General features: G+C 39.2%; 11 protein-coding genes and 1 pseudogene. 4 read left to right on the forward strand and 8 right to left on the reverse strand.

Annotated elements, in window-relative coordinates; all coding sequences use genetic code 11:
* Window positions 1-98: pseudogene (locus tag ACEN3Z_RS10075) on the forward strand (IS3 family transposase); the annotation flags it as partial.
* 396 nt (window positions 99-494) lie between these two features.
* Here ACEN3Z_RS10075 and ACEN3Z_RS10080 read toward each other — a convergent pair.
* Window positions 495-4,310 (reverse strand): pullulanase, encoded by a 3,816-nt coding sequence (locus tag ACEN3Z_RS10080; RefSeq protein WP_407090752.1) that lies wholly within the window; start codon window positions 4,308-4,310, stop codon window positions 495-497.
* A 259-nt stretch (window positions 4,311-4,569) separates the two neighbouring features.
* On the opposite strand from ACEN3Z_RS10080, the gene ACEN3Z_RS10085 reads away from it, so the two are divergent.
* Complete coding sequence (locus ACEN3Z_RS10085) at window positions 4,570-4,923, forward strand: hypothetical protein (RefSeq protein WP_407090753.1); 354 nt, start codon at window positions 4,570-4,572, stop codon at window positions 4,921-4,923.
* Window positions 4,924-5,319: 396 nt separating this feature from the next.
* On the opposite strand, the gene ACEN3Z_RS10090 is transcribed toward ACEN3Z_RS10085, so the two are convergent.
* A complete protein-coding gene (locus ACEN3Z_RS10090; protein ID WP_407090754.1) occupies window positions 5,320-6,327 on the reverse strand; it encodes a hypothetical protein in 1,008 nt (335 codons plus the stop codon).
* Window positions 6,328-6,588: 261 nt separating this feature from the next.
* On the opposite strand from ACEN3Z_RS10090, the gene ACEN3Z_RS10095 reads away from it, so the two are divergent.
* The gene (locus ACEN3Z_RS10095) at window positions 6,589-7,509 is read left to right on the forward strand and encodes a CorA family divalent cation transporter (RefSeq protein ID WP_407090755.1); all 921 of its coding nucleotides are present in this window, start codon (window positions 6,589-6,591) and stop codon (window positions 7,507-7,509) included.
* A gap of 47 nt (window positions 7,510-7,556) precedes the next feature.
* Here ACEN3Z_RS10095 and ACEN3Z_RS10100 read toward each other — a convergent pair whose 3' ends face one another.
* From ACEN3Z_RS10100 to ACEN3Z_RS10115, 4 genes are all read right to left on the reverse strand, one after another.
* Window positions 7,557-8,516, reverse strand: a complete 960-nt coding sequence (locus ACEN3Z_RS10100; protein ID WP_407090756.1) for a DUF6933 domain-containing protein — start codon at window positions 8,514-8,516, stop codon at window positions 7,557-7,559.
* A 30-nt stretch (window positions 8,517-8,546) separates the two neighbouring features.
* Complete coding sequence (uvsE, locus tag ACEN3Z_RS10105) at window positions 8,547-9,815, reverse strand: UV DNA damage repair endonuclease UvsE (protein WP_407090757.1); 1,269 nt, start codon at window positions 9,813-9,815, stop codon at window positions 8,547-8,549.
* A gap of 83 nt (window positions 9,816-9,898) precedes the next feature.
* Window positions 9,899-10,585, reverse strand: coding sequence for an ABC transporter ATP-binding protein (locus ACEN3Z_RS10110; protein WP_138405166.1), 687 nt, complete (start codon window positions 10,583-10,585; stop codon window positions 9,899-9,901).
* A 10-nt stretch (window positions 10,586-10,595) separates the two neighbouring features.
* Window positions 10,596-11,690: an ABC transporter permease gene (locus ACEN3Z_RS10115; protein WP_338487618.1), complete on the reverse strand. Its 1,095-nt coding sequence runs from the start codon at window positions 11,688-11,690 to the stop codon at window positions 10,596-10,598.
* A gap of 142 nt (window positions 11,691-11,832) precedes the next feature.
* On the opposite strand from ACEN3Z_RS10115, the gene ACEN3Z_RS10120 reads away from it, so the two are divergent.
* On the forward strand, window positions 11,833-12,399 hold the full coding sequence (locus tag ACEN3Z_RS10120) for a TetR/AcrR family transcriptional regulator (protein WP_138405168.1): 567 nt from the start codon (window positions 11,833-11,835) through the stop codon (window positions 12,397-12,399).
* A gap of 41 nt (window positions 12,400-12,440) precedes the next feature.
* Here ACEN3Z_RS10120 and ACEN3Z_RS10125 read toward each other — a convergent pair whose 3' ends face one another.
* Entirely contained in the window at window positions 12,441-13,706 is a 1,266-nt protein-coding gene (locus ACEN3Z_RS10125; RefSeq protein WP_407090758.1) for a DUF2130 domain-containing protein, read from the reverse strand.
* Window positions 13,707-13,853: 147 nt separating this feature from the next.
* Window positions 13,854-14,264 carry a hypothetical protein gene (locus ACEN3Z_RS10130; RefSeq protein ID WP_407090759.1) on the reverse strand — a complete coding sequence of 137 codons (411 nt, stop codon included), beginning with the start codon at window positions 14,262-14,264 and terminating at the stop codon, window positions 13,854-13,856.
* Window positions 14,265-14,334: the final 70 nt, after the last annotated feature.

Genomic DNA, 14,334 nt, shown 5'->3' on the forward strand with positions numbered 1-14,334 from the left:
ATTATGAGGACGTAAAAAAGCTCATTGAAGAGTATATGGATTACTACAACAATGAGCGTTACCAATGGAACTTAGCGAAGCTAAGCCCTATTCAATATTATCAGTTTTGTACTACCAATGTCTATCCCTTAGCAGATATTTATTCAACACCTGCATTACCGCACATCAGAACGATTGAAATTGAAGAGTAGCTGCACTCAAAATGTGGCTCAAATAGTCCTTGACTATAGGACCAGTTCATCCATTTGGCTTGAGTTCGACCAACTCAGGACAAACCGCAGGTCCATTTGGCTTGAGTTCGACCAACTCAGGACAAACCGCACATCCATTTGGCTTGAGTTCACACAACTAAAGACAAACCGCATCTCCATTTGGCTTGAGTTCGACCAACTCAGGACAAACCGCAAGTCCATTTGGCTTGAGTTCGACCAACTCAGGACGAACTACAATAATATTGGTCGTAGGTTGAATTTTACCCAGTTTTCTTTACTTCTCTACTCTACTTCTTCCTTTTTTCGTGTACTTGCAATTAAACCTACCCCAGATAACACAGCTAAAGCAGCAGCTGAGAAGATCGCGTATTGTTTTTCTTCACCTGTTGCTGGAAGTAAGCCTACACTACTTTGGTCTACGTCAGTATTTTCAAGGTCAATAGAACTTCCCTCGTCTATTGTCCCTTCAGAATCTTCATCAGTATCATCAGACTCGCCTGGTTGTTCTGTTTCATCTTCTGGAATTTCATTCTCGTCTGATTCACTTGGGTCCTCATCAGGTTCAGTCGGTGTTTCAGGCGGTTCCGGATTCTCTGGATTTCCCGGGGTTTCTGGTATTTCATTTTCCCCAGGTACTTCCGGAGTTTCGCCATCACCACCACCTTCGACAGGTCCGCCGTCTGCGGCGTAACGAATAATCGTTGCTGTTAGCGGTGATAATATAATTGATCCGTCATTTAAAACAACACCTTCTGGGTTTAGAATGGCTTCTGTTCCTGCAGTAAGCCCATCAACGATGACTTCACCAGTTCCAATGACTTCAAAGCCTTCTGGGAAGGTGAATTCACGGTCTGACTCGTCTGAGTTAATGAAAACTGCATATCGATTTCCTTGTGAATCTGTGACTTCATACGCCACAACTAAATCTGTGCCACTCATTTCAGGAGCATTAATAAAGCGAACATTTCCTTCAACTTCTTCTTGGGTACCCCAACGGAATCCATCTACCGCGCGTCTTAAGTGAATTAATCCTTTGGTATATGCTTGCGTTTGAGTATGAATTGGATACATTTCGTCATTTAAAGCCATATTCCAATCTAATTTATTAATCATATCCGTCGCATCATAAGAATCATGCACAAAATACGGATATTCAAACGGATTGCCATCTTCATCCACCAAATATGTCGTCTTGTAAGGAGCCTCATCGACTGTCGTTATATAGTCTTCATGACGGAATTGTTTCGTTCTACCAAACTCTTGACCTGCATGTATAAACGGCGTTCCTTGTGACGTTAGAATCATTAAGTTACCCAGGCGAATTCTTTGATGAATCTCTTGCGCGTATTTTGCGGGATCTTTCTTAATCGACTGAGCAATCACATCATGCAATGTTAAATTATCATGCGCCGCAATATACTGTATAATATCTCCTGGATCATCCGCATTCACATTGCTAGGAAGCCCAATAATATTATTAAACATGTCTTCCAGAACTTGCGCGCCTCCGGTTAAGAATTTCGGTTGACCTTCACTACCAAAACCGGACTTCAGCATATTTCGGATTTCATCAGAGAATACCGCAACGCCGTCCGTTTGATTCATCCACGATTGGTCCGCTGGTTGCTGCGGGTCGCCTTCATCACCTGCAAAAGTAATCCAACCTTCGCCTAACATCAAGATATTCGGATTCAATTTAGCTGCTTCGTCGTAAGCCATTTCAACTGCTTCAGCGTCATGGTCACCCATCATATCAAAGCGGAAACCGTCGACTTTGAATTCATCAACCCAATATTTTATCGAATCAACTAAAACCCGACGTGACATATGATGAGTTGTTCCTAAACGCCCACCACCAAAGGATTCACGTGGCGTTCCGTCTTTATCCATAAAGTGATAATAATTTGGCTCCAAATCTTCAAACAAGAAAGTTCTCGCCGTATGATTGAAGACCACATCTAAAATAACACCCATATCACGCTTATGAATCTCATTGACTAAGTTTTTAAACTCAGCGATGCGTTGTTCTGGATTCTCTGGATTTTCGGAATACATCCCCGTTAAAGCAAAGTAACTTTGCGGGTCGTAACCCCAGTTATAGTTATTTTCCGAAGCCGACCAATCTAATTCGCGCTTCCCGTTTTCAAATTCATTCGCATAGAAATAGCTCATCACCGGCAATAACTGGATGTGTGTCACACCTAGATCCTGCAAGTAATCTAAACGCTCAGCAAAAGAACTAAAGGTTCCAAATTGACTTGTTAACTCATCCGAAATACTTGGATCCGATGTAAAGTCACGAACATGCGCCTCATAAATAATCGCATCTTCACGCTTCGTATAACCAGGGATATTTGCATAATCCAACTCTGGCCCAATCGTTGATGGATCAACAATCGCTGCTTTAGCAACATGTGCACCAGGTTCTAAATTATTCCAAGCTGCCAAGGATTTCGCATAAGGATCCAATGCTAATACCGACTCGCCATCACGCGTGATTTCGTAGTGATAGTAGTAACCTTGATGGCTGCCTAACCCTGTCGCGTCTTCATCTAATAATAAATTCCACACGCCAGTATCATTTCTTGCCATATCGTATGTTCCAAGAACTTCATCTTGATTGTTCTTGTCGTATAACACAACCCGGATCGCTTCAGCTGTTGGTGCCCATAAGTTCATCTCAACGGTTCCATCTTCATACAGTTGTGAACCTAAATCACCATCATAGGCATAAAGATCGTCCATTAAACGCCATGATGAACGAACCGTTGTTGAATTCTCACCATATGAAACCGTATATTGACCAGATGTGCCACTAAAATCTCCAGATATAATAACCTGATTCGTTTCTTCATCAATCTCAATATTTTCCAGTGGAATGACATTTCCGTCACTATCTGTTAATGTAAATAGCTCCGAAGGATTTCCATCCATAATGGCACTTACAGAAGAAAGCGAAACAATAATTTGATCTTTCGCAACCATTTCCGCATCAGTTAGACGTTCTTCACCTGCTGTATAAGGCGATGTGTGAACAGTCGGATCCAAATCGCGTAAGAATACTTGACTATCTTCAGCGCGGTCTGAGAAAGTCATGTCTCCAGATTGTTCGCCGGTTAATTTATTTACTAATAAAAATTGAATACTGCTATCTAAACCATTAGATAGATGGACATCAACATAGCGACCGAACGGTCCTTCATTAATAAAATCCAGCGCGTCATCTGGCCAGCTACCAATGTTCTCACTGTCTTCATCAACTTCGCCCCAGACCCATAAGCCCCAGCCTTCATAATTATCATCTTTGCGTTCATAGTTAATTCGGATTTGGTTTTCATTTTCTAGAGGTTCGTACAGATGTTGTTCATACTCTTCATTAATCCAAACTTGGTTCATATCCGAATGAGCTATTTGAACTGCTTGGTCCTCAGTCACATTGTTACCCGTCACTGTATTGATTAAGTAGTTAATAATTTGCGCGTTATCTTTTACCGCAACATCTAAGTAATAGCCATATTCCGATTCAAGAAACTCAGATAAATTTGTCGCTCCGTTCGGCCAACCACCTAATTGATCACTCGGTGTTTCAACATCTCCCCACATCCAAAGCCCCATTGAGCTCGGGTCACCTTCAGGTAATTCATCAAAATGTAAACGGAAGTCACCTTCCGCAATTTCTGGTAAAGTAGCAACGCTTAAAGTTGAAACGGTTTCAGATTCCTCAGTCAACGTTTCTTCGACCGATTCTTCAGACTCAGCTATTTCTTCTGTACTTTCCTCAATCGGACTTTCCTCAATCGGACTTTCTTCAGAAGGGTCCTCTTCTACAATACCTTCCTCGACTGTCTCTTCGGTCAAGTCTTCAACCGGCGCCTCGACTTGAGGCAGTTCCTCAACTGCCTCATCGGAAACTAGTTCGACTGTGCTTTCAACAACAAGCTCCTCCGCATTGACTTGTAGTAAAGTATTGTGACTGACTAAAATACCTGCCGTCATAGCTACCGACACAACGCCAACTTTTAATTTCTTCAGTCCAAACTTGTGAACCTTTTGACCGCTCTTCTCCATCAACAGCTTTTTATTTCGATGACTAACCATTCATCTGCCTCCTATTTGTATTGAAATCGTTTTCTGCAAACGTTTTACTAAATTATATAGAATAATGAACATTATTACAATATATTCATACAAAAATTAGTTTAAAGAGTAAAATCAACTGCTTTTAATAGCCTTCCAACAGACTATCGATATATTTGCTTAATGCAATCGTTTGAGTATTCCTTGCTCTTAAACTTCATATCTTTGGACTTGCGAGCTGACCTGTTCTATAATTTTAAACAAGAGAAGAGGGATAAATATGAAACTAAGATTAAGTATCGACGACATTAATGGATACAAAGAAAAGTACTCGAACGCATCAGCTGCCGCTGGTTTTGCCGAAGAGCCTAAATTCATCGGTCTGCCGAAGTATCACGTCGTTATATTGGATGAAGAAAACTTAACGCTGGTTGAAATGACTCTTGGCCTCAAAGAAAAAGATGTTACCGCCATCCCCTTATCACAAGTCAATTCAGTAAAAGTATCAGGAACGATGATTAAAAAAGCTGTCATCAACACACAAGGTGGCAATTACAAACTCCAATTCAAACCACTCGCAGTAGGAAATGGGTCAGAACAAAAAGATTTATTAAACAGGCTCGATGCCTTGTAAGTTAATAATGAAAAGCCCTTCAAGCTAGCAGAAGCAATGCTAGCTTGAAGGGTTTTTGGTGTGAGTTGGTAAGGATCTTGAGACCTATCGCAGGGCCGTTTGGCGTGAGTTAGGGCAACTTGAGACTTATCGCGCTCCATTTGGCGTGAGTTGGGCCAACTTGCGACTTATCGCATACCCATTTGGCGTGAGTTAGACCAACTTGCGACTTATCGCTCTCCGTTCGGCGTGAGTTCGGCAAACTTGAAACCTATCGCAGGGCCGTTTGGCGCGAGTTCAGGTAATTACAACTCTCATAAAAAAAACGAGCCTGGACACTGAGTCTCCTCAGTATCCAGGCTCGTTTACCTATTTTATAACTATAACCCATTATCTCTGGTTATTTAGTTTAAACTATTATTCTACACTTGATTCTTCTGTCTCAGCAGCGTCTTCAGCTGGAGCATCAGTTGTTTCTTCTGTCGTTTCTGCTTCATCAGCTGCATCTTCAGCAGACTCTTCTGATTCTTCTTGAGCTGGGCTGTCGATAACCGTTCCTGCTAGAGCGTCGATCGTTACTTCTTCACTCATCATAGCATCTGCTTCTTCAACTTCAACTGTCCAAATTGGACCATCTTCTTGCTCTTCTTCAGATTGTAAGAAGTCCCAGAATTCAGATGTATCAGCATTTAAGTTCCAACTTACAGCTTCGCCATTTTCAACTTCTGCTAAAGCTAATTCAGTCGCTTCATCAATTGTAATGACACTATCCATATCTAATGTTGGACGTTCTTCTTCTGATGGTGTTGCTTCTTGAGTTGCAGCATCATCCATTTCAGCGTCATCTGTAACTGATTCATCGGCAGGAGCTGATTCGACAACAGAGTCGTCTGATAATTCAGCTTCGCCTTCATTTTCAACGATATCCGCTTCATCAGCCACATCGCCGTCCATCATATCATCGGCAGCTGATTCGTTTGTTGCTTCATCAGCAGCATCGTCACCATCTAAGAAGCCGAATAAACCTTCGTTAAAGCCACTTTCTGTAACTTCACCGTCTTGCCATACAACTTCTAATTCAATATCTTCTTCAGCATTGAATGCATTTACCGTAATATCGTAACGTTGCTCGTCACGGTCGTATGCTACATCAATTTCTTCAATCTCTGCGTCTGGATACTCTGCCTCTAACATCGTTACAGCTTCTTCAAGACCCATTTGTACATCACTTGCTTCAACATCTGCTGCTTCTTCTTCCATAGCAGACTCTTCAGCAACTTCAGATGTTTCTTCTTCAGTTGTCTCAACGACTTCACTTGTTTCTTCTTCGCTACTTACATCCTCAGCATAGGCAAGAGGTGCAACACTTACTAATAACGAAGCACTTAAACCAACTAACAACATTTGACGTAATGATTTTTTCATAATAAAATCCTCCTCAGGAATGACTTTTGAAACATCTCATCTGTCTTAAACCTATTATATAAAAACGCTTCCCGTATGTAAAATAATTGCACTCAGAAAAGAAAACATTTTTATAGAAACCTCTAGTTTACCTATTAAGACAATATTTCACATAAAACATTTTACATTAATATTTCTATATATTTAATACTAATAAACGCTTTTGTTGCTACAACTTACTTTAAGGTTTAAAATCGAACTAAACAAGAAAGGGGCATTAAAATGGTGCAAACATTTAAATTAGATGATAGTGAGCAAGCAAAATTTCTCATCTTCCATTCCGACTCTCATCAAGATGAACAGGACTATGTCAATCAATTCAACTTACCTAATGACGTCTTTGCTCTCGATGATATTTCTGCAGTCGCACCCAGGTTTGAAGAAATTCCTCAACAAGATGCGGACAATTCACTCATTGTTGTTTTATCCAACGTCACGAGTCGCAACAATGATGTACCTGTCGAAGACCGACTCGAAACACTGACCTTTATTTTGCAAGATAATACACTCCTCCTTTTTTTAAAGGAAGGTTCGACATTCGACCGAAATTTATTACATCAGTACATGGACAAATTTGATAGCATTGCAAGTATCTTAGTCTATGCGAGGATTTTGATGTATTCTAATTTGCACGATGAATTGCAACAACAAAAAGCAGCCATCGATGATTTAAATAACAAAGCCAAAAATTCTACGAGTGGAGATGTCCTTCGAAAAGTAGCTGATACAGAACGGAATCTCGTTATTTTAGAACACACGATTGAAACCTTGGATGAGACGGTATCAGAGTTATTAGCAACTGAAACATTCACTAACAAACTTGACAACTCAGCACTAGAGTACGACCTTAAGTGGTACAACCGGCAAGTCATAAAGCTTGTCCACGTTTACCGTGACTTATTAGATAGTGTCAGCAGTTTATTTTCAGATCTTGTCAGCGACAACTTAAATAAATTAATGAAATTCTTAAACTCGCTCTCACTTGTTCTCGCTTCGGCCAGTTTAATTTCCGAGTTTTGGGGAATTAACGCCGGAGGCTTACCAGGAGAAAATTCTGATTACGGAACACTTGGAGTCCTCATTTTGGTTGTTATCTCAACTGCTTCAATGGCTATCTTCTTAAAGAAAAAAGATTACTTTTAAACGTCAAACACACCCATGAATCATTTCACGGGTGTGTGTTTGCGTTATTAATAATCAATATCGAATGAAGTATAAATGAACAAACTCTTACCCGCTTCGACACTTTCGCCAATGACATCTTTAATTTCTTTATGTTGAGAAGCAGTTATTTTATGCGCGTCGGCTAAGAATCGGTAATATTTCTTCAACGAAGTCCCCATCTGTTGCACGCCTGTTTGCGACTGAACAATCCCTTTATCAACGATATAACCATTCAAGAATAGAGTTAAAAAGTCAAGTTCGTTTAAGTCAGGTTGATAACTTCGATATACTAGTAATTCTTGCACATATAGATTTGCATTATCGTTATGCCGTTTTACAACTTTGTCACTCAGCTCTAGCTCTTCTTTTAAATAAATGCCAAAAGCAGCGATCGCTTCATTAGTATTAGCCTTAAACGACGTATCAACGAATTCCGTCTCTTCTTCTTTAAACTCATTGTCTACAATATCTAAGTGATTTTCAAAAGCCATGCGAGTTGTTTCGTCTGCTGGTTTGTAATCATTCGACGAGAAGATATGGTCATTCAAAGCCGCCATTATTCTAACTTGAGGAACTCGCTCCCAATCTAAAGGAAAATACTCTAGTAAATAAATATAGTTATTCACAATACTTGAAATCGTTCGGTTATGATTTTTGTTTACTTTAATACTTCGAGCATTTTCAAAATAACGGCGGATTTTTCCTTTTGGAATACCAAGCATTTGAAAAGCCAGTTGAATGCCATCTTGAATATGGGCATCTAATTGTTTCTTCTCCGTCGCATTGATATCCGCTAAAACGACCGGTAAAAAGGTTAAATCATTGACTAAAAACAAAACCTTTTTACGATTTACTGTAACGTAATTAGCATGCCAAGAATAAAATGGATTTGTTTTTGAGAAATGTTTGGCACTTTTTTCATTGTCTACTTTCTCAATGTGCGAAAACAAAGGTAATGTTTTTTTCGTTGGATTCATTACTAACATAATATCTCCCCTCTCTTAATTCCACATTTTTTATTCATTAAAATACAAATTCTTCTCCAAATAATCATTCGGATATTTCTTCAACAACCGCTTAAAGAACTGACGTAATTGACGCGAAGTTATTTCATTTGCTTGATACCTTGCGATATTTTTTTGATACGTCGCTGTCTCTTTGCTCGTTGCTTGCTTATTGAAGTAACCCCAAATATGTTGAGCGGCATTCACTTCTGCACCCTTATCTTCCGGCACACTCTCTGCTTGTTCAAGAAGCTCAATAAATAAGATAAAGTCTGTATCTTCCTTATTTTTTAATACGTTACGTATCTTTTGATAAATGCTCGCCGACTTCGCCAACACAGCATACTTCCGCTTGGCCCATAACTTCTCAGTAGCAACGATATCTTGATCCAAGTAGATTTGTATCTTTTCTGCAGACCGATTCTTATCTTTGACTTCTAACATAATATCGATCGGCTGATCAGGAGGAAGCTGCTCTAAAAATCCAATAAAGGGTCGAATCGCAATCGTCTCGGAATGGGCACCGGCTTTTTTTCCAGGCGCTTGTTGACTGTAATGAATTTTTTGACGACCATCAGCTGGCTGCCAAGTTCGACCGGAAGCTTGAATATAGTCACTCAATGGAGTGTCATCAAGTGGAAGACGCACTTCATGATGCAAATTATCAAAAATAACGGGTAATCCGGTCTGCTCACTAATAGAAAGAACATCATGAATACTATATAAACGCTCATCGTTTTCAATGACTAAGTGCCCGCGCACGCGTTTAGATAACTGATTGGCTTGGTCAATAAAGCGTGCCATTGCGGCTTCTTTATCACCATACACCCCACCAATATGGATTATGATTTTGTTCGTCTGATTGCCTCCAAGTAGTTCTAACAATTCCGAATGGTACTCCAAGTCGTCAATCGCTCGTTGGACCACATTCATATCCATGGAATTCAAGACCGTATACTGTCCTGGATGCATCGAAATTCGTAACTGAGTTGATTGTACTTTGTCTTTAATACGATTGAACGTTGATTCAAAATACTCTTTCCAATCCAGGTCCACACCCTCTTTAGGCTTCGTCGCAAAAGGAATGAGATCACTCGATAGACGTAGTAAACCGATTCCGTGATCAACTGTATAAGTAATCATCTCTTCCAATGTCGCCAGATTCCACTCAATCAATTCAATCCATTTGTCATTTGTTAAATTATCAAAACGACACGTCTTGAATCCTTGGCTAATATCGGGATTCAAACACGCGTAACCAATTCTTACATCTTGATTCATAAGTGACTCCTTTGTCTTTTGATTTATCATACTAAAAATAAAAAGAAAGATTGCATAAAATGCTCTCTTTCTTTCGATTTAACCTATTTGTTATTATCTGTATCTAAGCGCAACTCGCCGTCTTCCATGTAATAAACTTTATCACAATGCTTGATTAAACGCTCATCATGGGTAACCATAATCGTTGCTTTTTTCTGTTCCTTTGTTTGTTTGGCCAATATTTCAACCACTTCAAACGCACGACTCGAGTCCAAACTAGCTGTTGGCTCATCGGCTAAAATCACTGACGGATCATGGAACAAGGCACGCGCAATCGCTACACGTTGGCGTTCTCCACCTGAAAGGTCGCTCGGATATTTATCCCGTAAGTCCGTAATATCTAATTGTTCTAATAAGGAATCCACTCGATCTTTTTCGAATGCCTTTTTTTCGATTTTATTCACAAGACGCAACTGATCCTCAACTGTTAGGAAAGGTATTAAGTTAGATGCTTGTAGGATAAAGCCGATTTCTTTAAAGCGTAGCTTCGTTCGTTTCTTATCATTCTCTTCACTGAACTTGTTGCCATTAATCAAGACTTCCCCTTTACTAGGCGCTTGAAGGCCTCCAATAATCGTTAGAAATGTACTCTTACCTGAACCACTTGGTCCGATAATCGCAACAAATTCTCCCTCTTCAACCGAAAAGTTCGTATCTTTTAAAGCTGTAATCTCTTTACGTCCATCATCGAATGTTTTGGACACATTTTTTACTTCAATTGCTTTCTTCATAGAACCCCTCCTATCCAATTGCTTCTAGCGGATCGATTTTGGCTACCGTTCTTACTGAGAAGAACGCGCCTAATAAGGCAAACAAGACAATTAATACGGTTATAATTAAGATAAAGTACATATTAAAGGCAAATGGCACCGTACTCGGTAACACCATCGCTGTCCCCATTGTAAGCACCAAGCCAATGGCTACACCAATGACTGATAAGATAAATGTCTGGCTCACAACAGATGTCGCAATGTACTTCGTAGAAATACCCTGGGCTTTCATCACCCCAAACATGCTTGATTTTTGTACAGTTAACACATACATGAAGATTCCAATCACAACAGCCGCAATAATAATTAAGAAAATAATCATTAAACCAAACGTCAATACTTGGGCTGTGTATCCAGGGATTTCTTCAATATATTCAGAGATTGTTGACAGCTCTAAGTCTTCATTATCCAACTCGACACTATCTAAATCATCATCACGAATAATAAAGGCACTCACACGCCCTTCATCCGAATCATCAATTGCTTCGAACCGCACGTCTTGGTATGTTGAAATAGTTGTGTATAGTACTGGAGCGACATTGAATTTCGCGTTGTCGGTAAAACCAACGACTTCAACTTGCTCATCATTTCCCGCAAGATTTAAAACGTCACCAATTTCAATACCAAACTCTTCGTGGATACTAATATCTGCCACAACTTGAAAGTCTTCTTGAAACATCTCACCCTCAACGATATTTGGTGCAATAAATTGCTCTGAATCAATTCCGAAGAATGTCACTGAAATTTTATTCTCTTCTTGCTCAGCTTCAGTCTGATTATCGCGACTTACAACACTTGCAGTTTGTCCTAGAACGGCTATCTCGTCAGCTTCAATATCATTGATTAAACCTTGTGGCATCATTGACATATTAATATTTGAATTGGCTTCGTCTGCCAATACAATTGCTTGTGCTTCCCATTTATCCACACTTGTTCGGTTATCTTGAGCCAAACCGAAGGCTAAGCCAGTTAAAAAATAAACTAAATAACTCACTAATACTAATACACCGACGATTAATGAAAAACGCGTCTTGGCGTATTTAATTTCTTTCCAAGCTAAAAACATATCTTCACCTCTAATTTTATATTTAACTTATCACCTGATAAGTATATCAGTCAATTTTTTCATATGCAAGATATTCTTTGGTATTCACCTAGTAAATTCAACAATTCGATGTATAATATTAAAGAAGGAAGGAGCGAGTATATTGACCTCTAAAGAGATTTCAACGAGACAAATGATTATAGATACTGCCCGTAAAAAATTTATGACCGACGGTTACAAGGCAACTTCAACGCGTCACATCGCAAAAGAAGTAGGGATTACCCAACCGAATCTCTATCATCATTTTCGAAATAAAGAGACTTTATACATTTCCGTCCTAGAACAACTCGGAGATGAAGTGAATATTCAACTGAATTATATTGCCCATAACAGTCATTTATCATTACAAGAGCGTCTCAACCGTATGACCCGCTACCTCCAAGATAACGATCCCGTCGATATCTATACAATGATGAAAGATATGGAATCTGATTTATCTGATGAGAGTAAGACCAAATTGTACACTATCTTCTTAAATGGCTACAAACAACCTTTTGTAGATTTGTTTAAGGAAAATTTGACGAAGCTACGTCCGGACCATACTGCTGAGGAAATCGCTTCGCATTATTTTATAGTGATTGCCCCTTACATCAGCCCAGACATGCAACGTTATCAATTCGTCTCGATAGAAAGTATTGTCGATTTATTTTTACATGGAATTAAAATTTAAAAAAAGAGAAGCGCCTGGATAGATTCCAAGTGCTTCTTTTTTTAATTTAATGCATCAAATTTCGCTTTCATTGTTGGGTTCTTTCGAACTAATTTCTTAACCGTTAAGTCATCCGCTTTGTTATTGGCTAATCGCAAGTTGTTTTCGGAAGAGACTAAGGCATCTTTTGTTTTTTGCAGATGCGTAATCGTCTTATCAATTTCATCAATCGCTGTTTTGAACTTTCGACTTGCCAGGTCATAATTTCTAGCGAATGCCGACTTGAATGTATCGAGATCCTCTTCAAAATTTGTTATATCGATATTTTGTTCACGCATCAAAGCTACTTCTTGCTTGTACTCTAGCGAATTCATCGCTGCGTTTCGAAGGAGTGTAATAATCGGGATAAAAAATTGTGGACGAATCACATACATCTTCTCATATTCATACGATACATCAACAATTCCATTATTATAGAGTTCATTATCAGATTCTAACATTGAGACAAGAATCGCATATTCACATTTTTTGTCATTTCGGTTTTTATCTAGTTGCTTAAAAAAATGCTCATTCTTTTTCTTCGTTGCCGTCTCATCGCCTTCGTTTTTCATCTCAAACATAATGGAGATAATCTCATTGCCGTGCTCATCGTTCTCACGATAAATGTAGTCGCCCTTACTTCCGGATTTAATATCGTTATCCTTACCAAACTCTGCGTTTTTGAAAGCTGTCATTCGAAGGCGGTTAAACTCAATTTCACAATGCTGTTCTAAAGTTTCACCAACCATTTTAGTCGATTGCTTCGCCTTAAAATCTTTATAAAATGCAATTGTCTCGTCTTTTAACTTCATTTCTGTTTCGTATTTTTCCTTAACTGAGTTTAACTCTAATTCCCGTTCCTTTTCCTGAAGCGTCATCTTAGACTCTAACTCCATCAGCGCTTTTTCTTTAGCTGCATTGCTTTCTGACAATTCAAGTTTCTTCTCATTTTCAATCGCTTGAATTCGCGCATTCAACTCAGTCAATTCTCTATCTTTTGCCGCTAAAGCTTGTTGTAGTTCGAGTTCTTTGTCTTTTTCTAGCGAAGCGGTTTTATTCTCCAAATCAGCGATAACTTTATCTTTTTCTGTAATTTGCTTGTCAAAGGAATTCTTCGTCTTTTCCTCAATTAGAGCTAAATTACTCTTATGTTGGGCGTTGATCTGCTCGAGTTTTTCATGAATCTCTTCATTAAATTCTTTTGTTCGAACTTGGGCTAAAATATCTGCATACCCCGCTTCGTCAATCGTAAATAGTGTCCCGCAGTGTGGACATTTAATTTCATTCATCAAAATACCTCCTGTACTTCTAACTAATTGTTATACCATTATACTAAAATTTAAGATACGGTGGGAACTCGAGTCAAACCACAAGTCCACTTGGCTTTAGTTGACTGAACTGAGGACAAACCGCAATTCCATTTGGCTTGAGTTGAGCTAACTTAGGACAAACCGCAACTCCATTTGGCTTGAGTTGGCCGAACTTAGGACAAACCGCAATCCATTTGGCTTGAGTTGAGCTAACTCAGGACAAACCGCAACTCCATTTGGCTTGAGTTGAGCTAACTCAGGACAAACCGCATTCTCATTTGGCTTGAGTTGAGCTAACTCAGGACAAACGGCAATTCCATTTGGCTTGAGTTGAGCTAACTCAGGACAAACCGCATTCTCATTTGGCTTGAGTTGAGCTAACTCAGGACAAACCGCAACTCCATTTGGCTTGAGTTGAAAGAACTTAGGACAAACCACAAGTCCACTTGGCTTGAGTTGACTGAACTTGAGACAAACCGCGATAAAGCCCATATAATTGTGTAAAAGTAAAAAACCATAATAATCTCTTTGGTACAATGTAGTTGACAGACAAACATTGAAAGGAAGATTATTATGGCTCAATTAAATATTACCTTAAATTTAGAAG

Source organism: Ruoffia sp. FAM 26254 (assembly GCF_045528545.1).
In the GTDB taxonomy this organism is placed as follows: Bacteria; Bacillota; Bacilli; order Lactobacillales; family Aerococcaceae; genus Ruoffia; species Ruoffia halotolerans.